Origin of the sequence: Actinomyces sp. 2119 (genome assembly GCF_003591215.1) — a bacterium.
Taxonomy (GTDB): domain Bacteria; phylum Actinomycetota; class Actinomycetes; order Actinomycetales; family Actinomycetaceae; genus Actinomyces; species Actinomyces lilanjuaniae.
The window spans coordinates 397501-417048 of record NZ_QYRR01000002.1 but is presented as its reverse complement, the minus strand read 5'-3'; the positions used below and the strand labels follow the sequence as shown (position 1 = coordinate 417048).

Below are 19548 nucleotides of genomic sequence, written 5' to 3'. Positions count from 1 at the left end.
GCGCCATGCACAACAGCCCGCACGGCCCCGACCCGGACACGCCCGACAGCGCTCCAGCCACCCCGCCAGAAGACACGCCGCAGGCAGCTCGGACCATCATCCGGGCACCCCGGAGGCACGCACGTCGCCGTTTCCTGCTGGGAGGTGCCGCCGCCCTGGGCCTGGTCGCCACAGGGGCCAGCACCTGGGCTCTCAACCGCTTTGTCATCGATCACGTCGAAGTGGACGACGTCGCCGCCTACGAGGCGCGCAACAGCTCGGTCACCTCCTCCGGAGCCTCTGTGAACGCCGAGTCCGTCAGCGTGACCGAGACCGGCTACTCCTCCTCCGCCACCAGCATTGAGACCCACCAGGTCACCACCGGGTCCGGGGCGCAGGCGGTCACCTACTACGTCGCCGACGTCAGCCTGTCCCACGCCACTACCCTGCGCAGCGCCTTCGCCAAGAACTCCTACGGCACCAACATCACCGCCAGGCCCAGCGAGATCGCTGCTCAGCACAACGCCGTCCTGGCGGTCAACGGAGACTACTACGGCTTCCGCACCGACGGGATCCTCATCCGCAACGGCACCGTCTACCGTGACAGCGGCGCGCGTGACGGCATGGTCTTCTACACCGACGGCCGCGCCGAGGTCTATGACGAGACCAGTACCGACGCCCAGACGCTCCTGGCCGCGGGGGCGTGGAACACGCTGTCCTTCGGTCCCGCCCTGGTCAAGGACGCCGCGGTCCTGCCGGGTATCGACTCCGTCGAGGTGGACACCAACGTCGGCAACCACTCCATCCAGGGCGAGCAGCCCCGCACGGCAGTGGGGTGGGTAGGGACCAACCACCTCGTGCTCGTCGTGGTGGACGGCAGGGACCGAGGCTACTCCCGCGGAGTCACCATGACCGAACTCGCCCAGATCATGGTGGACCTGGGGTGCCAGGCCGCCTACAACCTCGACGGAGGAGGCTCGTCCACCCTGTACCTCAACGGCTCGGTCCTCAACCGGCCCTCCAACGGAGGGGAGAGAGCCACCTCGGACATCCTCTACATCGCCAACGGCTCATGACATGGCTGCGACAACCATGACGACAACCACGCCGGCCCTGGTCCCCACGTCCCCGTGTACCACCCCACGTACCAGCCCCCAGCAGGCGGCGGCAGGTCTGCCTGCGGCCTCCCCCCAGCCGGGCCAACACCCCCGCCTCCAGGACCCACAGCGGGACCCGCGCCCGGAGGGAGAGCAGACCCCGGTAGCCACTCTGGTAGTCCTGATCCCCGCCTACCGTCCGGACCGCCGCCTCCCCGACCTGGTGCGTCAGGTGCTCCACAGGTGCTCCGGCTGCGCGGTCCTCGTCGTGGACGACGGGTCCGGCCCCGACTACGCCGAGGTCTTTGCCACCGTCCGGTCCCATGGCGCCCACGTCGTCACCCTGGCGCGTAACCGGGGCAAGGGCGAGGCCCTGCGCAGCGGACTGGCACGAGCCTGCGACCTGTGGCCCCAGGCGGACGTCGTGTGCGCCGACGCCGACGGCCAGCACAAGCCAGAGGACATTGCCGACGTGGCCTCGCGTGTACGCCACAGCAGGCACATGACCCTGGGGGTACGCCGGTTCCGTGGGCCGGTCCCCCTGCGCAGCCGGGTCGGCAACACCGTGACCTCCCTGCTGCTTCGTGCCGTTACCGGGTGGAGGCTGCACGACACCCAGACCGGCCTACGCGGCTACCCGGCAGGACAGCTGGCCTGGCTTCAGCAGGTCGGCGGCAACAGGTACGAGTACGAGCTGGCCTTGCTACTGCGAGCGCACAGGCTAGGCCTGGACGTGGAGCAGGTGGAGATCGCCACCGTCTACGAGCCGGGAAACACCTCCAGCCACTTCAGGCCGCTGCGTGACTCGTTCAGGGTCTACGCACCGCTTCTGGCCTTCACGGCCACGTCCCTGGCGGGGTTTTGTATCGACTGGCTAGTGGTCGTGGTGCTTCACGCGCTGACCGGCCGCCTCCTGGGACCGGTGGTAGCGGCGCGCCTGATCAGCGCTACCGCGAACTACCTCATGAACCGTCGGGTCTTCGGGGCCGGGCAGGCAACGACGAGAAGCACCGTGGCGCGCTACGCCGTCCTGGCCTGCAGCCTTGTCGCCGCCAGCTACCTGCTGCTGCTCGCCCTGACCGGGATCGGGATACCTCTGGGCCTGGCCAAGGTCCTTACGGACAGCACTGTCTACGTCACCAGCTACCTGGCTCAGCGTCACCTGGTCTTCGGACACCCTCCGACCGGAGGCGCTCCGCGACAGCCGGGGCACGTACGGAGAAAAGAGTCTGCAACAAGCATGCGTCAATGAGGTCTCAGGGTTCTGTATCCCTGTAGTGCCCTGTCATCCAGGTATCCGGAAGCAGACAACGAGCTTGCCTGGACACACCTCATCCCTATAAGAATTCGGGCATGACAAGACGTTCTCCCATGCGCCTGCGCTGCACCGCGGCCTTACTCCTTGCCTCTGCGGCGCTGCTTCTCACCTCCTGCGACGCTCACATCACCATGACGATCGACGGGGACAAGGACACAGTTCGCTCCTCGGTCGTGGTGTGGGACAGCGCGCTGTCGGAGACGGACTGCTCGGCGGAAGGAATGTCCGACATGCTGGGCGCCACCGCCCCCCTCCCTGACACTGCCGAGGAGACGGCCTTCACCTGGACCGACCACCAGGGCCAGCCCGCCTGCCAGATCACCAGCGCTGACGTCCCCCTGGATGAGATGGACGCCAGCACGACGGTGTCTCACGAGGAGGGCAGCTACGTCGTCGAGCTCGACCGCGGGACAACCTCTCGGGAGACCATCGAGTCGTTCTACGGACCTATGGACGTCAGCCTCACCATTACCTTCCCGGGAGAGGTGACTGAGGCCTCCGGGAACGCTGAGATCGACGGGAGCTCAGTCACCTGGTCGGACGTCCTTGAGGAGGAGGGCACGCTGCGCGCCCAGGCCGAGGACTCCTCGTTCTCGCCACTGCCGTGGGTGGCTCTGGGCGGGGTAGCGCTCCTGGCCGTGGTCGGGGCCGTGACCACCACCATCCTCCTACGCCGTAGAAGGAGGCATCGGGCAGCGCCAGCCAGCCCGGAGCCGCCCGCAACGGGGACGGCACCCTCCGCACAGCCTGGCCCGCCACCTCTCCAACAGCCTGCTGCCAACCAGGACCAGCAGCCGCCTGCTCAGCCGCAGCAGCCTCACCAGTACACGAGCCAGGAGTGACGGGCGTCCTTCTGGTAGGCCGCCCGCTTCCAGAGGCGGCCTACCAGAAGGAGGGCGCCCACCAGGCCGTCGCCACTATGGTGGCAGTGACAGCAGCCAGAGGAGCGCTCAAAGGCCGGGGAGCGCGTTGAGGGGGCCGGCCCGGGCCTGGGCCTGGGCGTGACGAGGAACTCCCAGGACCTCCACCGGTACCGTGACACTCACGGTCACGTCCTCCCCCTTGACAGTGCACTCACCCAACCGGGCACCGTTGGCCCCCGCCACCCGCTGGGCCGCGTCGCAGGGATCTCCCGGCGCAGTCACCGAGGAGACGACCGTGGCACCTGCGAGCGCCGAGAGGTCGGCAGCCGTCCGCGCCCGGCCCGAGGCCGCCTGGGCCTGGGCGAGACCGATGACGCCAAGAGCCAGGACCAGAAGCACCCCCACCACCCCCAGCGCCGTCACGGTCCCCGCCCCGCGGTCGTCCTCGTAGACCCGGCGCGACGCCACGGACCGCAGAGGTTCCTGCCAGCGCCTCCACCAGTACCTCCACCGGCACTCCCGCTGCGGTCCCGGCCGGGGCACTGGAGGAGGCTGCCTGTGCCTCCCGGGCTCCTGCCTTCCGAGGACTCCTACGGCTGCCCTCACGGAACACCCGGTTCCGTGTAGGCGCAGGCCCGGGAGGTGACTGTCAGCCCCAGGACCGAGAACGGCCCGGACACGGGCCGGGAGGCGGTGACACACGTCAGCTCACCGGTCTCGACACGCAGGCTCACCCTGTCCGCTACGGCCTGGGCCGGGCCCTCCACGTCCTGGGCACCCACGGCGGCCTGGCGGGCCGCGGTCCGGGCGGCGTCGGCCACCCGCATCTGGGCCAGGCCGGCGCTCACCGCGGACAGGGTCAGGAGCAGCACAAGAAGGACAGCAGGCAGGGACACTGCCAGCTCGGCAGTCACCATGCCCCGCTCTTCCCGCCACCTCGGGACCTGCCTCCCTGCCTGCTCCCGGGGCCGGAGGACCCCGGGGCCGGTCTCCCTGGGGATGAAGCCACACATCGCATCAGCCCACGGACAGGGCCGACTCGATCAGGGCCTGCAGCGCCCCGGTGAGGCTACCGGAGCGGATCAGGGCCAGGAGCAGGCCTGCGAAGGCGGCAGCCGCCAAGGTGCCGACGGCGTACTCGGCAGTCGCCATGCCTTCCTCGCCATGCCTGCTCCCCCTCATGACAAGAGCCCGAGGGGCTGACTGGCTCAGCCCGGGCCGAGTCAGAATGAGGCACGCCCATAACGTGCCCAGCGTCCTGCGCATACAGTCCTCCTTAGGTGCTTGGGGCGCGGTCGGGGCGCCCCGCGGGCACCGTGCCCGCTTCTCCAGGCTGAGCGCATCGAAGGACGTCGTCCCTGCGCCGCCGTCGGCCCTGTGGAGGCTGCCCGCACGCACGCACCTGTGGTTCCCGGGACGCCCCGCGACACCGCGAGGAAGCAGCTCCTGCGGCAGGAACGACACCGGGCTTCTCAGACAGGCCCCCCGACAGGATGCTGACCGGCACCTCGACGCCCTGCCGCTGCCTGCCGCGCCAGCCAGCGGTCCACGGCGTCGTAGAAGGCGCTGGGGCAGGAACGCCGTACCTGGTGCCCCGCCCCGGGGACAAGGACGGTCTCCACCCACGGACTGGCTATGGCCTCCACCACCGCCAGCCCCTCCCGCCCCACACGGGCGCTTCCCGGGCGGTCTCCTGTCACCAGCAGGGTCGGCACCCTCAGCGCCGCAACCGCCTCCCGCCACGGCAGCGCCGGGGCCACCACCCCGCTGAGAAGAAACGCCGGGTCACATCGCTGGGACGCCCAGACCGAGGGCAGGACCTCTGCGTCGGGCAGCACCTGGGCACCGCGAGCCACCCCCGCCGCCGGGTCCGCAGCCTCGGCAGCACGCGCACGCTCCCGGGCGGCCCCCCGGACGGCCAGCTCCTCGGGGGTGCGCGTGCCGTAGAGGGCAGGGTCCTCCAGGACCACCCCCGCTACCTTCCCAGGACAGCGCACCGCCACCGCCATCGCCGTAGCCGCACCCATGGAGTGCCCGACCAGCACCGGCGCGCCGCCCCGGAAGCCAGCAGCCCCCTGCCCGTCCTCGGGTACGCCCCCGCCGACAAGAGCGGCCTGCGTCCCAGGTCCGCAGGAGTCTCGCAGCTCGTCGAGGACGCCGACGACGTCCTCGACGAGGACCTCCCCCGCCCGGGCCAGGTCCCCCTGCGTCCACCGGGGTGACAGCCCATGGCCGCGGGCATCGACAGCCACCACCCGGTAGCCCAGCCCCGCCCAGTGCTCAATCGCGTCAGCCAGCGAGACAGCCGATCCGGTGACACCGTGCAGGAGAAGGAGGACCGGGCCATCGGCCGGACCGGACACGACACGTGCAAGACAGCTCATGACTCCATCCTCCTTCACCGAGCACAGCCCAGCACGAGGGAGGGGCTACAGCACGGCCGACAGCAAGCGGCAGACGTTGTCCACGTAGCGACGGTACCAGGGCTCACGCGCCCACTCCTGGGCCGTCAGCTCGGAGGAGACGCGGCGGTAGCGCTCGTCGTTGGCCCGCAGCAGGTCGTCCATGTCCCCGCCGAAGGCAAGGAGCATCACCTCGTAGTTCAGCGCGAAGGAGCGGTAGTCCATGTTGGAGGAACCGATCACCCCCACCTCGTCGTCCACCGTCATGTACTTGGCGTGCAGCACCGTGGGAGCCGGGTACCTGTAGATCCTCACCCCTGCGGCCAGCAGCATCCCGTAGTAGGAGCGCTGGGCGTGGTTGACGACGAACTGGTCAGACTCCTTGCCCACGAACAGCTCCACCTCGACTCCCCGGTAAGCCGCAGAAGTCATGGCCGCCAGCAGGGCCTCGTCAGGTATGAAGTAGGGGCTGGTGATGGACACCCGGTGCCGTGCCCCGTGGATGAGTCCGAGGAACATCCGCAGGTTAGGCTGGGTGGGGTACCCGGGCCCCGAGGGGACCAGCTGCATGGCATTGACGACCGCACCTGGCCGCCCCGGACGAGATGCCGGTGCACCAACCAGCGGGCCCGCCCCCCCGCGTGACGCGGAGCTCGGGGCCTGGTCGCTAAAGGCCATCTCCAGCTCTGCCAGCTGCTCGTCGGCCTCAAAGTACCAGTCCATCGCGAAGACAGCCTGGGCCTCCTGGACGATCTCACCGGTGACCTCGACCGACAGGTCGGCCCAGGTGCGCCCTGACCACCGGTTGCGCCGCAGCCGGTAGGTCGGGTCGATGACGTTGTGCGAGCCCACGAAGGCGCGCTCGCCGTCGACAACCAGGATCTTGCGATGGTTACGCAGATCCGGACGACGCCATCTGCCCCGCAGCGGCAGCAGCGGCATCATGAGGTGCCAGTGGATACCCGCGTCGCTCAGACGCTGGCCCAGGCTCCTCCACCCCGGGTACTTGCGGCTGCCCAGGTGGTCCAGGAGGAGCCGCACCGTCACCCCGCGCGAGGCTGCCCGCTCCAGCGCTGCGAAGAAGCCATCCGTGACCTCGTCCCAGCTCATGATGTAGAACTCGACGTGGACGTAGGAGGTGGCGGCATCGACGGCACGCGCCATCTGCTCGTAGGTGCTGACCGCGTCAGTGTGGACAGCGACTACCTCACCGGTCACGCACGGCAGCCCTGTCAGCTCGCGGTTCATACGCAGCACTCCCGCCACGGCGCTGCTGGGAAGCGCGTCGGCTGGCACGTCCGGGACGGAGCGGGTATACCTCAGGGCGACCTCATTGACAGCGTTCTGCTGCTCCAGCCGCTTGCCGCGCACCCACGGGCTGCCGATAAGCAGGTACAGAGGAAAACCCACGACAGGAAGCAGAAAGATCAGCAGCAGCCACGCTGTCGAGGACGACGGACGCCGGTTCTCTGGCACCACCCCCAGCGCGACCACCTTAATGAGGTACTCCACGACCACCCAGGACGTGGCGGCCCAGGTAGCCTGCGAGAGCAGCGGCAGTGTCATGGCCGCATAGTCTCACGAGGTCGGCGAGGCACGAAGCACCGGTGCGTACGGGACGCTCCCGCCGCGTGCACGCGTGCTCCGGTACGGCCTGACCGCCCTGCTATCCCTCCCGGCTCCCCGCCTGCAGGAACCGGCAGCACAGGCACCGCAGATACTGTCCAGGACACACTGTCCAGGACACGGCGAGGGCCCGTTCCCGGTATGGACCAACCGGGGACGGGCCCTTCGCATCGAGGTCGCTTACCGGTTCCCATTCGGCAGCGGGTCCTCCTTCGCTGGGACGCCCAGGCACATTCCCTTGGCTGTGGCCCGGACTCGGTGACAACCGGTCAGCAGTACTCCCCAGTACCTCGCGGCAGCCCCCGTCCAGCGGTGAGTAAAACTCTGCCGACATTCCCTGAAAGAATACTTAAAGGAACACTGAATATAGCCTGAAAAAGGGGCATCAAAACGGTGACGCCCTGCAACAAAACGATATCCATCAATATCGGCGACAAGAATGACGCTCTTATAAGCGCCCTCACTATGTGCGCTCGCACCAAGAGACCCGAACCCCACCACTGCCGGCTGTCCCGGCGCGCCACCGCAGCGTCTACCGGGCCGGGTGACAGACCAGCCACAGGTCACAGACCCGCCTCACCAGGCCCCGCCTCAGGGACGCCGACGCGCCGCCCGCAGCGGTTCAGGAGGACCTGGACGGTGTCGGGTCACCAAAGAACGTACGAAAGTACCCGTAGAAGTTCCAGTTTCCCCAGGAGGTACAGCCGTCACCGCCGACAGACACCGCCTCGTTCGGCTGGAAGGGAGTGTAGTTGTACAGACCGGCCGTCGCCTGGTTGGCGACTGTCAACCGCGCGGAACCGCATTCAGCCTGCGGGGAGTACGAGACCTCGGCGGGCACACCCGCTACCACGTCGTATCCCCCGGGGTCCAGACGGTAGCGCTGGAACTGGGAAGCGGCCCCGTAGAGCTGAAGGAAGAAGCCGGACCACTGTCCGTCGCAGTCGGCGCCGTCGGGACAGCCGTAGCCCGCAGCGGCCTCGTAGTCACGTGCGCTGAGAGAGGCACCGGAGGCCGTCAACAGCCCCTGCTCCTTATGGACAAGAACCAGCAGGACCTGCGGGTTGACGTCACAGGCCCGGGCCACCTCCCACACCACCAGGGCCGCGCTGCCGCCTGAGGAGGCCGATACTGGGCGAGGACACCAGGACGACGGCTCCCGGTGCTCGATCTCGAAGGTAGCCTGCGCCAGGCACGGTGTCCCGTCCAGACCCGGCACGCAGCCGCTGTTGACCTCCGAGACGAAGGCCTCGACCTGGGCCAGGGACATCGCCTCGGAGTCGTAGAAGACCTCGTCGTCAATAAGTCGAGTGGCGTCAAAGCCCTCTGTGTCCGGGACAACCGGAGCGGGCCCGCCCGCCGGCTCCTGGCCCAGACCCACCTCCTCACGCCCCGCCAGCCGCAGCACGAGCAGCGCCACGAGGACCGTGACAAGAAAGGCACCGACCACGATCCCCAGCGGGCTGTGCACGAGCCCACCGGACCCGCGAGCCCCCCGGGACGGGCCGCGCCGGGAGGGCCGTCGGCGGTGCACCGCGCCCTGGCGTGAGGCGCGCAGCCGTCGCGGCTGGCGTGAGGAGCCCGCGCCGCGGGCCGTGCGGCGGGCCCGCGGGCGCGAGCTTGTGGAGGAGTGGGACATCGGCAGTATGCTGTCACACCAAGTGCGCCGAGGAACAGGGTGCAGCCGGGCAGAACAAGGGGAAGGGCGGGACGTAACAGGACGGCAGGTCGAGGTGGCATGACCAGGGCCTGGCCTCTCAGGCGCTTGGAACAAGCAGCGATAGCCACCGGGGCGGGGACCCCGTCGGCCCCGGGCCAGCCCACCGGCTAGACTTTGGTCCGTGCACGCCCCCGACGCCCTGACACTGGCACGACGCCTGATGGAGACCTACGGGGTGGGCGACTGGGAGCTAGGCCTGGACCGCGCCAGGCGTCGCGCCGGTCAGACCGACCACTCCCGCCGTCGTATCACCCTGAGCCGCCACCTCATGACCCTCTACTCGGAGGCGGAGGTCCGCGAGACCGTCCTGCACGAGATCGCCCACGCCATCGTGGGCGCCCACCACGGCCACGACGCCGTCTGGCAGGCCCAGGCCCGCAGGATAGGCGCCTCCGGGAAGCGGCTCGTCGCTCCACAGGCACCACGGCTGCGCGGCTCCTGGGTGGGGACGTGTCCCGCAGGCCACGAGGTGGACCGGATGCGGCGCCCGAGCACACCGCTGTCGTGCTCACAGTGCTCGCGCCACTTCAGCCTGAGGCACCTGCTGACCTGGACCGTAGACGGGGCGCCGGTAGCACACGAGGAGATCGGCGAGCGCTACGCCCGGCTCCTGGCCCAGGCCCGCCACCAGCCCACCGCTCCAGCGGGCAGCCCGGCAGGTAGGCACTGACCCCGCCCTGACGTGCGCGGGCGCAGCCTCTACACTGACTCGGGTCGCTTCCCGGGCAGGGTCCCGGGAGGCGAGCCCGGGCCATGTCCTTGAGTCATGCCCTCGGGCCATGTTCCCAGACCACGACGAGCCGCCCGCCGGGAACCCACCCGGCTGCGGCAGAAGGAGCCTCCATGATTGTCACTACCACCCCTACGGTCGAGGGCTACCCTGTCACCCAGTACCTGCGCGTGGTGTGCGGGGAGACCATCGCGGGAGTCAACATGTTCAAGGACTTTGCTGCGGGAATCCGCAACATGGTGGGAGGCCGCTCTCAGTCCTACGAGAACGAGCTCCTCCAGGCCCGTGAGACCGCGCTGGCCGAGATGGTGCAGCGCGCCCAGGAGCTCGGTGCCGAGGGCGTCGTCGGGGTGGACATCGACTACGAGACGCTGGGCAGCGACAACGGCATGCTCATGGTGACGGCCTCGGGCACCGCCGTGCGCTTCTCCGCACCCCGCTGACCAGCCGGTCCGGTAGCATCTGCCCCCTGCTGCCCGCCCCGCTGGGAACGGCAACCACCCCTGCGGGCGGCGGCAGGCCCCTCAGGCAGCGGTCGAGGCACGGACCACGAGGGCCGGGGCAAAGACCTCGTGCCTGTCCCCCTCCTGGGACAGCAGCATCTGCGCTGCCGCCGCGCCCATCTGGCGCATCTGCTGGTTCACGCTGGTCAGAGGGGTGATCAGCTGGGAGGCCACAGGGATGTCGTCATAGCCCACGACAGCAACGTCGCCGGGGATGCCCAGCCCGCGGCGGCGGATCTCCCGCATCGCCCCAATGGCCATCTGGTCGTTGGCACAAAAGAGGGCGGACGGGGCCGGACGGGAGTCCAGGAGCCGCGCGGCGCCCACGGCGCCGGCGTCAGCGGTGAAGCTCTTCCCGTCCACCACAGGCTCCACCTCCACCAGCACGTCGTCCTGATCCAGCCCTGCGGCACCGAGCGCGGCCAGCACCCCCTGGCGACGCTCGGCCGACTGCCTCATGACGGACGGGCCGTTGACGAAGCCGATACGCCGGTGACCCCGGTCAAGCAGGTGGGTGACCGCCGACCGAGCGCCAGCGACGTCGTCCCCGCTGACGGTAGAGACCCCCTCCACCGGCGGATGGTCCAGGAGGACGACCCGTATCCGCCGCGCGCTGAGAATCCCCAGGTTGTCCACGGTCGAGGCCGCAGGGGTGATGATGACGCCGCGCACGTCCATCCCAGCCAGCAGGCGCATGACGTCAAGTTCACGCCCGGGGTCGGCGTCGGAGGAGCACAGCATGGGAACGCAGCCGTCCTCACGCAGGCGGTCCTCGATCCCCCGGGCCGCCTCGGTGTAGAAGGGGTTGGAGACGTCGTGGACAATAACCCCCACGGCGAAGGAGGATCCCGCCCGTAGCCCCCGTGCCGTCTGTGAGCGCACGAAGCCCAGCTCCACGATGGCGGACTCCACCCGCTCACGCGTTGCAGTCGCCACACGCTCGGGGTGGTTGAGGACGTGGGAGACGGTCCCCACGGAGACGTCGGCGAGCCTGGCGACATCTCGGACAGAGGGGCGGGAGGCAGGCATCGGCACTCTCTGGGTCAGTTGCGGTCTGTGGGGCGCTACCGGGCAGAGTCTGCCTGACAAAAGCAGCCAGTGCCAACCGGGCCGGGTCGCGCGCGGCAACAACGTCCCGGCAGGACCGCGATGCCGCCGAGCATGTCGTCCCGCCCACCTGGCCTGCCTGGCGCCGACCCCGTCAGCCCACCCTGACCGGCACCCCGCCTGCCCGCGCCTGCCCGCCCGTCGACGCCGTCAGATATGCAGCCTGCCGGAGGTGTCCACCACCTGAACAACTCCTCCCAGCAGTCTCCCCCGTTCCCCGCCCAGGGTGTCTCGTCTCAAGGTGGGCGGAAGCGACCTTGCCACGACGAAAGGAGAGTGCTAACGTTGGTTGAAACGATTCACACCTATCTGCCTCCCCCGGGCTACCAACCGGGCGTCCCGCTGCCCGGCTAGCGGCCTGCGGGCTGGCGACCCGCCGACGACGAACAAGGACGTTCCATGACCGGCTCCACCACGCTTGTCCCCCGCTACTCGTACCTGCCGCCAGCAAGGAGGCCCCGGCCATGGCGCGCAGACCGCTGACCGGCTGGAAGGCCACCGCCGCCGTCTCCATGTCGAACTACATCGACTCCGGCTCCATCATTGCCATCGCCACCTCGTTGACCTTCTGGAGGCAGGCCTACTTCCCCGACGACGACGGCACCGTCGCCGGGCTCCTGGCCGCCTTCAGCGCCAACGCCTTCGGCGCCGCCATCGGCGCCCTCATCGGCGGGCCGCTGTGCGACAAGTACGGGCGCAAGTTCATCTACACCTATGACCTGCTGCTCTACGCCCTGGGCGGGATCATTGTGGCCCTCACGGCGAACCTGCCCATGCTGTTTACCGGGTTCGTCATCATCGGCCTGGCAGTGGGGGCCTCCGTCCCCGCGGGCTGGACCTACATCGCCGAGCTCGCGCCCACCAACCAGCGAGGCAAGCACATCGGCGCCACCCAACTGGCCTGGTCCTTCGGTCCCTTCCTGGGGTTCGGCCTGGCTGCTGCGCTCACCCCCTTGGGGCTGCTCGGCTCCCGCCTGGTGTTTGCCCACCTGGTGGTCATCGCCCTGGCTACCTGGTGGATCCGCCGTGGCCTGGAGGAGTCCGGGACCTGGCAGACCGCCAAGGGCGGGGCCCAGGCCAGGCCGCCGTCCATGTGGCAGGCCTTCCGCAAGCTCTTCTCCCGGCGGGTCAACATCACCGCCCTGGTCTTCCTGGCCGTCATCTACACCTGCTGGAACCAGGCCGCCAGCCAGAACGGCATCTTCCTGCCCACCATCCTGGACTCCATGGGCTACGAGACCCTCCAGACCGACCTGTTCTCCATGCTGTCCTGGGGCTTCGTCATCGTCTCCACCCTGGTCTTCATGCAGCTGGTGGACCGCGTGCCCTACCGGTGGCACTACCTGGCCGGGGGCGCCCTGGCACTCGTGTCCTGGGTGGTCCTGGTCTTCGGCCCCTCCGACGCCGCGTGGACCGCCTTCGGCTACACGATCATCTGGGGGCTGTCAGCCGGTCCGTCGGCGCAGGCGTTCTACTCGGTGTGGTCACCCGAGCTCTTCGCCACCCCCTACCGCTCGGGCGCCCAGGGCATCGTCTTCTTCGTCGTCCGCCTGGCCTCCGGCCTCATCTCCCTCATCTTCCCCGTCATCCTGGCCCGGGAGAACGGGCTGGTGATCGACGGCCTCATTCTCATCGGATTCCTCGTGGTGGCCACGGTCGTAGGCACCGTCGGCGCGCCCCGGACCCAGGGACGCTCGCTGGAGGACATCGAGCTGGAGCGCTACGGGGAGCACGTCACCAACGAGAACGCCTGACAGGCCCCTCCCGACCCACCATGACCCTCCAGCCCCGGCACGCGATCAGGCCCTCCTCGTCATCCCCAGCCCAGTCGTCCGGGAGCTCCAGCCCCGGCACGCGAGCAGGCCTGTCTCCGGGATGACCCGCCCAGGAGCGGTCAGACCGACAGGTCCACAGCCCTCCCGGGCAACCGCCCTCCACATCACCGCCCCCACCCCCGACAACCCGCACCGTCAGAGACCCAGAGAAGACACAGAGAAGACACAGAGATCAGGAGAGACCCATGCCGTCCACCACCCCCTCACTGAGCGACCTCAGCGCAGAGGCCCTCAGCCTGCTTCAGACCCAGACCATCGAGCTGCCCAGCTGGGCCTTCGGCAACTCAGGCACCCGGTTCCGGGTCTTCACTACCGCCGGGGTTCCGCGCGACCCCTACGAGAAGATCGACGACGTCGCCCAGGTCCACCGCCTCACCGGCGTCACCCCTCGCGTGTCCCTGCACATCCCCTGGGACAGGGTCGAGGACTACGAGGCGCTGCGCGCCCATGCCGAGAACCAGGGCGTGACCATCGGCACCATCAACTCCAACGTCTTCCAGGACGAGGACTACAAGCTCGGCTCCCTGGCCAACCCGGACGAGAGGATCCGCCGCAAGGCGGTGGCCCACCACCTGGAGTGCATCGACGTCATGCGCGCCACCGGCTCCCCCACCCTCAAGATCTGGCTGGCCGACGGCACCAACTACCCCGGTCAGGACTCCATCCGCGCCCGCCAGGACCGCCTGGCCGAGGCCCTGTCAGAGATCTACGCCGCCCTGGACGAGGACCAGCAGCTGGTCCTGGAGTACAAGCTCTTCGAGCCGTCCTTCTACCACACCGACGTACCGGACTGGGGGACGAGCCTCGTGCACTGCCTGGCGCTGGGTGAGCGCGCCAAGGTGGTCCTGGACACCGGCCACCACGCCCCGGGCACCAACATCGAGTTCATCGTCGCCCAGCTGCTGCGACTGGGCCGCCTGGGCGCCTTCGACTTCAACTCCCGCTTCTACGCCGACGACGACCTCATCGTAGGCGCGGCCGACCCCTTCCAGCTGTTCCGCATCATGCACGAGATCGTCTCCGCCGGGGCACTGGCCCCCGACTCCGGTGTGGGCTTCATGCTGGACCAGTGCCACAACCTGGAAGAGAAGATCCCCGGGGAGATCCGCTCGGCCCTCAACGTCCAGGAGGCCACCGCCAAGGCCCTCCTGGTGGACCGGGAGGCGCTGGCAGCCGCGCAGGCCAGCGGTGACGTCCTGAGCGCCAACGCGGTGCTCATGGACGCCTACAGCACCGACGTGCGCCCGCTGCTGGCCGAGCTGCGCGAGTCCCAGGGTCTGGCGCCCGACCCCATGGAGGCCTTCCTGGGCTCTGGCTACCTGGAGAAGATTCGCGCCGAGCGCGTGGGTGGCACCGCCGCCGGCTGGGGCGCCTGAGGAGGGAGCCGACCATGCCAGCCATGACCAGCGCCCAGCCCGTCCACGTCGCAGCCGTTGACCTGGGCGCCTCCTCCGGACGTGTCATCGTGGGCACCCTTGAGGACGGGCGTGTCCACCTGACCGAGACCCGCCGCTTCCTCAACGGCCCGGTGCCCTTGCCCACGGCCGACGGGCAGAGGCTCTACTGGGACGTGCTCCACCTGTGGAGCGAGGTCCGCGAGGGCCTGCTGGCCGCAGCACATGAGGTGGGACCGCTCTGCGCCGTCGGGATCGACACCTGGGCGGTGGACTACGGGCTCCTTGACCACCGCGGCGCCCTGACCGGCCAGGTCTCCTCCTACCGCTGCCCGCGCACGCGGGGAGCACCGGAACGCCTCTTCCAGACGATCCCGGCCGATGAGCTCTACGCGGTCAACGGCCTGCAGGTCCAGGACTTCAACACCGTCTTCCAGCTGGTGGCCCAGGCCCGTGACGGCGGACTGCCTGACGCCCGCACCCTGCTGCTCCTGCCTGACCTGCTGGCCTACTGGCTTACCGGCCAGAAGGTCGCCGAGGTCACCAACGCCTCCACCACGGGGCTGGTCGACGTCTCCTCACGCACCTGGTCTGCTCCCCTCCTAGACCGCCTGCGCACCAGTCTGGGCCTGGACCTGGCCGGTGTCCTGCCTGCCCTGGTGGAGCCGGGCACCGTGGTGGGCACGATCGACCGGGGGGTCCTGGACGTGCTCGGACCGGGAGGCTCTCCCGTACCCGTCATCGCTGTGGGCTCCCACGACACGGCCAGCGCGGTGGTGGCCGTACCGGCCTCGACCTCACCAGGCAGCGGGAGGACCGTGGACAGCGCAGGAGCCCGGGAGGGGGATCCAGGCAGCTTCGCCTACGTGTCCTGCGGCACCTGGTCGCTGGTCGGCCTGGAGCTGGACGCCCCGGTCCTCTCCGAGGCCTCCCGGCAGGCCAACTTCACCAACGAGCTCGGCGTGGACGCCACGGTGCGCTACCTCAAGAACATTATGGGGCTGTGGGTCCTTAACGAGGCGGTGCGCACGTGGAGGGCACAGGGCCTGGAGACCTCCTACCAGGACCTGGACGCGGCGGCAGCAGCGGCCGCCCCGCTGCGCACGGTGGTCGACGTCAACGACACAGTCTTCTTCGCCCCTGGGGACATGGTGGCCCGCATCGACGACGTCGCCCGAGCCACCGGGCAGCCAGCCCCCCGGTCCCCGGGCGAGTACGTGCGCTGCATCGACGACTCCCTGGCCCTGGCCTACCGCCGGGCCGTGCGCGAGGCCACCGCCCTGTCGGGCACGTCGGTGGACGTGGTGCACATGGTCGGCGGAGGCACCCGTAGCCGACTCCTGTGCCAGCTGTGCGCAGACGCCACCGGGCTGCCCGTGGTCGCCGGGCCCGCAGAGGGGACCGCCCTGGGCAACATCGTGGTTGCCGCGCGCGGGGCCGGGCTGGTCCAGGGCGACCTGAGCGACCTGCGCAACCTCGTCCGGGCCTCCAGCACACTGACCCGCTACGAGCCCGCACCCGCTGCCTCCAGCGCCTGGGAGGAGGCCGAGCAGCGGCTCCTCGGACGACAGGCCCCCACTGCCTGACCCCTCGGCACGGCCTACCCGCTCCTGTCCACGGCAGCCCGGACCGCCCCCGACCACCATGAACCACCCCGCCTACCCCGACCACCCAGATGCCAAGGAGCACCTCATGACCACGACAGCCACGGACCCCACACTCAACGAGATCCTCACCCAGATGGGCGCCGCCGGACGCCGCCTGGACCACATGGCGGCCGTGGAGGCCGGAGCCGGTAACCTCTCCGTCTACGTCGACGCCGGAGCGCAGGACCTCGGGCTGGAGCGCCGCTTCCCGCAGGTGCGTCCGGCCACCGGGCTGCCTCTGCCTGCCCCGGCCCTGGCTGGGCGCACCGTCCTGGTCACCGGCTCAGGCTGCCGTCTGCGAGACGTCGCCGACTCCCCTGAGGCCACCATCTCGGCCTTCGTCGTGGACGACGGCGGCACCACCGCCACCTGGTACACCCACCCCGACCGGGCCTACGAGCGCCCTACCAGCGAGTTCAACTCCCACCTGGCGATCCACAACGACCAGGCGGAGCAGCGCGGGCTGGGATTCCAGGCGGTGGTCCACGCCCAGCCGCCCCACCTGGTCCAGCTCTCCCACATCAAGGACATCCGCAGCACCCGTGAGTTCAACCGCCGCATCCTGCGGTGGGAGCCGGAGACCATCGTGCAGGTCCCCGCAGGTGCGGAGGTGCTGGACTTCATGGTGCCTGGCAGCCAGGAGCTCATGGAGAACACTGTGAGGGCGCTGCGAGACCACGTCATCGTCGTGTGGTCCAAGCACGGCGTCATGGTGCGCTCCGACACCTCCCCTCTGGCCGCCGTCGACACGGTGGAGTACGTCGAGACCGGGGCCATGTACGAGGTACGCAACATGACCAGCGGCAACCTGGGCGAGGGTGTCACTGACACCGAGCTGCGTGCTGTCGTCGAGGCCTTCGGCGTGCGCACCCCGCTGCTGTGAGGACTCACGTGCCCATGAGCAGACCACCAGCCGACTCCCGGCAGCTCCTCGCCCCCGGATTCACCGACACACGGGTGAGCCGCCACATCACACGCATCCACGACCCGCGCGACGTCCACATGTACCTGGTCACCGGTCGCGAGCGCGCCCTGCTCGTGGACACCGGCTACGGGGTAGGTGACCTGGCCGCCTTCGTCACCTCGCTGACAGACCTTCCTCTGACCGTGGTCCTTACCCACGGCCACATCGACCACGCCTTCGGCGCCTCTGGGCTTACCGACGTGCACATGCACCCCGCCGACCTGCCTGTGCTGGCCCGGCACCAGGTTGCCTCCCGTCGGCTCCACAACGCGGTGCGCTCCGCCCACGCCGACACACCCGGCGACGCTCCCGCCCCGGTCCTGGCACCGGAGGTGGACCCCACCCGGCTGGTACCGCTGCACGATGGCGAACGCATCGGGCTGGGAGGCCTCACCGTCGAGGTCCTGGAGGCACCGGGGCACACCCCCGGCTCAGTGGCCCTCCTGGTGGAGGAGGAGCGAGTCCTCATCACCGGCGACGCGGCCAACCAACTCACCTTCCTCTTCCTACCGGAGAGCTCCACGCTCACCAGCTATGCAGCCATGCTGGAGCGCCTCACGGCCCGGGCTGCCAGACGCTACGACCGGGTCCTGGTCTCCCACGGCAGCGGTGAGATCACCCCGACCGTCCTGGAGGACCTGCGCACCCTGTGCGAGCGGGTCCTGGCAGGTGACGACGACGCGGTCCCCTTCCGCTTCGAGGACATGGGGGGCCTGGTAGCCCGTGCCGTCACACGGTCTCACGGCGACCCCGGCCCGCCTGCCGACGACGCCCCCAACATCGTCTACGACCCGCACCGCCTGTGAGCTCCCCCGACACGACCACACCCGCCCAGTCCCATCCCGTTCAAAGGAGAACACCTATGACTACCACCACGACTTCTGCTACCCGAACCGGCCCTAACCCCTGGTGGGTGGGGATCGTCTCCGGCATGGCCTCCTACATCGACGCCTGCACGATCGTCTCAGCAGGTATCGCCTTTGCCATCTACCAGATGGCGCTGGGCCTGTCCGACCAGCAGGTTGGTGTGCTCTCCGGCACCCTGACCTTCTCCATCGCCCTGGGAGCCCTCAGTGGAGGCTGGCTGGGGGACCGCTTCGGGCGCAAGCACGTCTTCTCCGTCACCATGGTGATGATCGTGGTCGGTGCGGTCCTCCTCGTCGTGGCCCCCGGCTTCAGCCTGCTGCTGGTTGGGACCGTCCTGGCCGGGCTGGGGACCGGGGCGGACCTGCCGGTGTCTCTGGCCACCATCGCCGAGTCCGCCACTGACGACAACCGCGGCAAGATCATCCTCCTGTCCAACATCCTGTGGACAGTGGGCATCATCGGGGCCATCACCACCTCCTCCGTGGTGGGCAACTGGGGCCGTACGGGCGCCCAGGTCATGTTCGCCCACGTCGGCGTGGTCGCTGCCGTCACCCTCCTGGGACGCCTGTCCCTCCCGGAGTCCACCACCTGGCTGGAGGCCCGGGCCGAGCGCCGGGCAGGCCAGGCCACCGTCCGGGCGCAGCGATCCTCACTGACCTCCCTGCTTACCGGCCCCTACGCCAAGCCCTTCTACGCGCTCATCATCTTCTACTCCCTTATCAACATCCCGGCCAATACCGGGGGGCAGTTCACCACCTGGATCGCCGTCAACCTCGCTGACGTCGACGTCGCCCTCAACTCCCGGATCGCCCTGCTGACCATGCCGGCGATCATCCTGCTCGCGATCTGGTCCATGCGGGTCATCGACACCCCCAGGCGCATGCCCTTCTTCTACGCCGGGGCGGCACTGTTCCTCACGTCGCTGCTCATCTATCCCGTCTTCGGATTCTCACTGGCCACCCTCGTGGCCTACCAGCTGGTCAACATGGCGGGCAGCGCCTTCGCCTTCGAGGGGATCATGAAGGTCTGGGCCAACGAGCGCTTCCCCACGCTGCTGCGCACCACCGCCCAGGGCACCGTCATCGCCGTCGCCCGCGTGGTCGCGGCCCTGGCGGCCTCGGTCACACCGGTGCTCCTGCGCTCCGAGCCCAGGCTCTTCTACCTGGGGCTGCTGGGTATCGCCGCCACCGGCTACGCCGTCGCCGTGTGGGCCTTCCACGGGCCGCAGCGCAACGAGTTCGCCGTCGAGGCCCACGCCGAGGCCGACGTCGCCGCCGGGGAGGAGGCCGGTCTCGACTTCACCGTACCTGCTGAGCCCAGACGCTGAAAGAAGCCGTCGTGCGCACCGTAGAAACCGTAGAACCAGTGCCTGCACCCCCCGACCACCGATTCCCCGGCTACCGAGACCAGCGCCCCCGCGCCCACCCGAGTGACCGTGGGCCACCAGCACGCCTCCACGGGAGTGGCCGTGACCCGCCCGGGCCTGACCAGCACCGA

18 protein-coding genes are annotated in these 19548 nt (G+C 69.4%); 11 read left to right on the top strand and 7 right to left on the bottom strand.

What is annotated here, in order from left to right:
• Nucleotides 1-5: 5 nt before the first annotated feature.
• The 3 genes from D4740_RS03685 (at nucleotide 6) to D4740_RS03675 (ending at nucleotide 3236) form a co-directional block, all read left to right on the top strand.
• Nucleotides 6-1055 carry a phosphodiester glycosidase family protein gene (locus tag D4740_RS03685; protein ID WP_119835554.1) on the top strand — a complete coding sequence of 350 codons (1050 nt, stop codon included), beginning with the start codon at nucleotides 6-8 and terminating at the stop codon, nucleotides 1053-1055.
• A gap of 1 nt (nucleotide 1056) precedes the next feature.
• Complete coding sequence (locus tag D4740_RS03680) at nucleotides 1057-2328, top strand: bifunctional glycosyltransferase family 2/GtrA family protein (RefSeq protein ID WP_259390641.1); 1272 nt, start codon at nucleotides 1057-1059, stop codon at nucleotides 2326-2328.
• Between the two features lie 101 nt (nucleotides 2329-2429).
• Complete coding sequence (locus D4740_RS03675) at nucleotides 2430-3236, top strand: LppM family (lipo)protein (RefSeq protein ID WP_147392838.1); 807 nt, start codon at nucleotides 2430-2432, stop codon at nucleotides 3234-3236.
• A 108-nt stretch (nucleotides 3237-3344) separates the two neighbouring features.
• On the opposite strand, the gene D4740_RS03670 is transcribed toward D4740_RS03675, so the two are convergent.
• From D4740_RS03670 to D4740_RS03645, 6 genes are all read right to left on the bottom strand, one after another.
• Entirely contained in the window at nucleotides 3345-3725 is a 381-nt protein-coding gene (locus D4740_RS03670) for an Rv3654c family TadE-like protein (protein ID WP_182911330.1), read from the bottom strand.
• A gap of 134 nt (nucleotides 3726-3859) precedes the next feature.
• Nucleotides 3860-4174, bottom strand: a complete 315-nt coding sequence (locus tag D4740_RS03665; RefSeq protein WP_119835552.1) for a TadE family type IV pilus minor pilin — start codon at nucleotides 4172-4174, stop codon at nucleotides 3860-3862.
• Nucleotides 4175-4274: 100 nt separating this feature from the next.
• Complete coding sequence (locus D4740_RS03660) at nucleotides 4275-4523, bottom strand: DUF4244 domain-containing protein (protein ID WP_119835551.1); 249 nt, start codon at nucleotides 4521-4523, stop codon at nucleotides 4275-4277.
• A 206-nt stretch (nucleotides 4524-4729) separates the two neighbouring features.
• Nucleotides 4730-5641: an alpha/beta fold hydrolase gene (locus D4740_RS03655; protein ID WP_119835550.1), complete on the bottom strand. Its 912-nt coding sequence runs from the start codon at nucleotides 5639-5641 to the stop codon at nucleotides 4730-4732.
• Between the two features lie 45 nt (nucleotides 5642-5686).
• A complete protein-coding gene (gene cls, locus D4740_RS03650) occupies nucleotides 5687-7225 on the bottom strand; it encodes a cardiolipin synthase (RefSeq protein WP_119835549.1) in 1539 nt (512 codons plus the stop codon).
• A 682-nt stretch (nucleotides 7226-7907) separates the two neighbouring features.
• Nucleotides 7908-8924: a hemagglutinin gene (locus D4740_RS03645; RefSeq protein ID WP_310732065.1), complete on the bottom strand. Its 1017-nt coding sequence runs from the start codon at nucleotides 8922-8924 to the stop codon at nucleotides 7908-7910.
• 202 nt (nucleotides 8925-9126) lie between these two features.
• Between D4740_RS03645 and D4740_RS03640 the strand changes: the two genes are divergently transcribed.
• Together D4740_RS03640 and D4740_RS03635 are read left to right on the top strand one after the other, a co-directional pair.
• A complete protein-coding gene (locus D4740_RS03640; protein WP_119835548.1) occupies nucleotides 9127-9675 on the top strand; it encodes a SprT-like domain-containing protein in 549 nt (182 codons plus the stop codon).
• Between the two features lie 173 nt (nucleotides 9676-9848).
• Nucleotides 9849-10178: a putative heavy metal-binding protein gene (locus tag D4740_RS03635; RefSeq protein WP_119835547.1), complete on the top strand. Its 330-nt coding sequence runs from the start codon at nucleotides 9849-9851 to the stop codon at nucleotides 10176-10178.
• An 81-nt stretch (nucleotides 10179-10259) separates the two neighbouring features.
• Here D4740_RS03635 and D4740_RS03630 read toward each other — a convergent pair whose 3' ends face one another.
• Complete coding sequence (locus D4740_RS03630; RefSeq protein WP_119835546.1) at nucleotides 10260-11267, bottom strand: LacI family DNA-binding transcriptional regulator; 1008 nt, start codon at nucleotides 11265-11267, stop codon at nucleotides 10260-10262.
• Nucleotides 11268-11809: 542 nt separating this feature from the next.
• On the opposite strand from D4740_RS03630, the gene D4740_RS03625 reads away from it, so the two are divergent.
• From D4740_RS03625 to D4740_RS03600, 6 genes are all read left to right on the top strand, one after another.
• Complete coding sequence (locus D4740_RS03625) at nucleotides 11810-13099, top strand: MFS transporter (protein WP_119835545.1); 1290 nt, start codon at nucleotides 11810-11812, stop codon at nucleotides 13097-13099.
• A gap of 266 nt (nucleotides 13100-13365) precedes the next feature.
• Nucleotides 13366-14556 carry an L-rhamnose isomerase gene (gene rhaI / locus D4740_RS03620; protein ID WP_119835544.1) on the top strand — a complete coding sequence of 397 codons (1191 nt, stop codon included), beginning with the start codon at nucleotides 13366-13368 and terminating at the stop codon, nucleotides 14554-14556.
• Between the two features lie 23 nt (nucleotides 14557-14579).
• Complete coding sequence (locus D4740_RS03615) at nucleotides 14580-16160, top strand: rhamnulokinase family protein (protein WP_119835634.1); 1581 nt, start codon at nucleotides 14580-14582, stop codon at nucleotides 16158-16160.
• 106 nt (nucleotides 16161-16266) lie between these two features.
• The gene (locus tag D4740_RS03610; protein ID WP_119835543.1) at nucleotides 16267-17103 is read left to right on the top strand and encodes a class II aldolase/adducin family protein; all 837 of its coding nucleotides are present in this window, start codon (nucleotides 16267-16269) and stop codon (nucleotides 17101-17103) included.
• A 14-nt stretch (nucleotides 17104-17117) separates the two neighbouring features.
• A complete protein-coding gene (locus D4740_RS03605; RefSeq protein ID WP_119835542.1) occupies nucleotides 17118-17990 on the top strand; it encodes an MBL fold metallo-hydrolase in 873 nt (290 codons plus the stop codon).
• A gap of 56 nt (nucleotides 17991-18046) precedes the next feature.
• A complete protein-coding gene (locus tag D4740_RS03600) occupies nucleotides 18047-19378 on the top strand; it encodes an MFS transporter (protein WP_119835541.1) in 1332 nt (443 codons plus the stop codon).
• The last annotated feature ends 170 nt before the right edge of the window (nucleotides 19379-19548 follow it).

Bases quoted from the DNA above. Each gene is read 5' to 3' on its own strand.
- D4740_RS03660 (WP_119835551.1), bottom strand. From the start codon at position 4,523: ATGCGCAGGACGCTGGGCACGTTATGGGCGTGCCTCATTCTGACTCGG.
- D4740_RS03625 (WP_119835545.1), top strand. From the start codon at position 11,810: ATGGCGCGCAGACCGCTGACCGGCTGGAAGGCCACCGCCGCCGTCTCC.
- D4740_RS03605 (WP_119835542.1), top strand. From the start codon at position 17,118: ATGAGCAGACCACCAGCCGACTCCCGGCAGCTCCTCGCCCCCGGATTC.
- D4740_RS03635 (WP_119835547.1), top strand. From the start codon at position 9,849: ATGATTGTCACTACCACCCCTACGGTCGAGGGCTACCCTGTCACCCAG.
- D4740_RS03610 (WP_119835543.1), top strand. From the start codon at position 16,267: ATGACCACGACAGCCACGGACCCCACACTCAACGAGATCCTCACCCAG.
- D4740_RS03685 (WP_119835554.1), top strand. From the start codon at position 6: ATGCACAACAGCCCGCACGGCCCCGACCCGGACACGCCCGACAGCGCT.
- D4740_RS03680 (WP_259390641.1), top strand. From the start codon at position 1,057: ATGGCTGCGACAACCATGACGACAACCACGCCGGCCCTGGTCCCCACG.
- D4740_RS03630 (WP_119835546.1), bottom strand. From the start codon at position 11,267: ATGCCTGCCTCCCGCCCCTCTGTCCGAGATGTCGCCAGGCTCGCCGAC.
- D4740_RS03600 (WP_119835541.1), top strand. From the start codon at position 18,047: ATGACTACCACCACGACTTCTGCTACCCGAACCGGCCCTAACCCCTGG.
- D4740_RS03645 (WP_310732065.1), bottom strand. From the start codon at position 8,924: ATGTCCCACTCCTCCACAAGCTCGCGCCCGCGGGCCCGCCGCACGGCC.
- D4740_RS03665 (WP_119835552.1), bottom strand. From the start codon at position 4,174: ATGGTGACTGCCGAGCTGGCAGTGTCCCTGCCTGCTGTCCTTCTTGTG.
- D4740_RS03655 (WP_119835550.1), bottom strand. From the start codon at position 5,641: ATGAGCTGTCTTGCACGTGTCGTGTCCGGTCCGGCCGATGGCCCGGTC.
- rhaI (WP_119835544.1), top strand. From the start codon at position 13,366: ATGCCGTCCACCACCCCCTCACTGAGCGACCTCAGCGCAGAGGCCCTC.
- cls (WP_119835549.1), bottom strand. From the start codon at position 7,225: ATGACACTGCCGCTGCTCTCGCAGGCTACCTGGGCCGCCACGTCCTGG.
- D4740_RS03675 (WP_147392838.1), top strand. From the start codon at position 2,430: ATGACAAGACGTTCTCCCATGCGCCTGCGCTGCACCGCGGCCTTACTC.
- D4740_RS03615 (WP_119835634.1), top strand. From the start codon at position 14,580: ATGACCAGCGCCCAGCCCGTCCACGTCGCAGCCGTTGACCTGGGCGCC.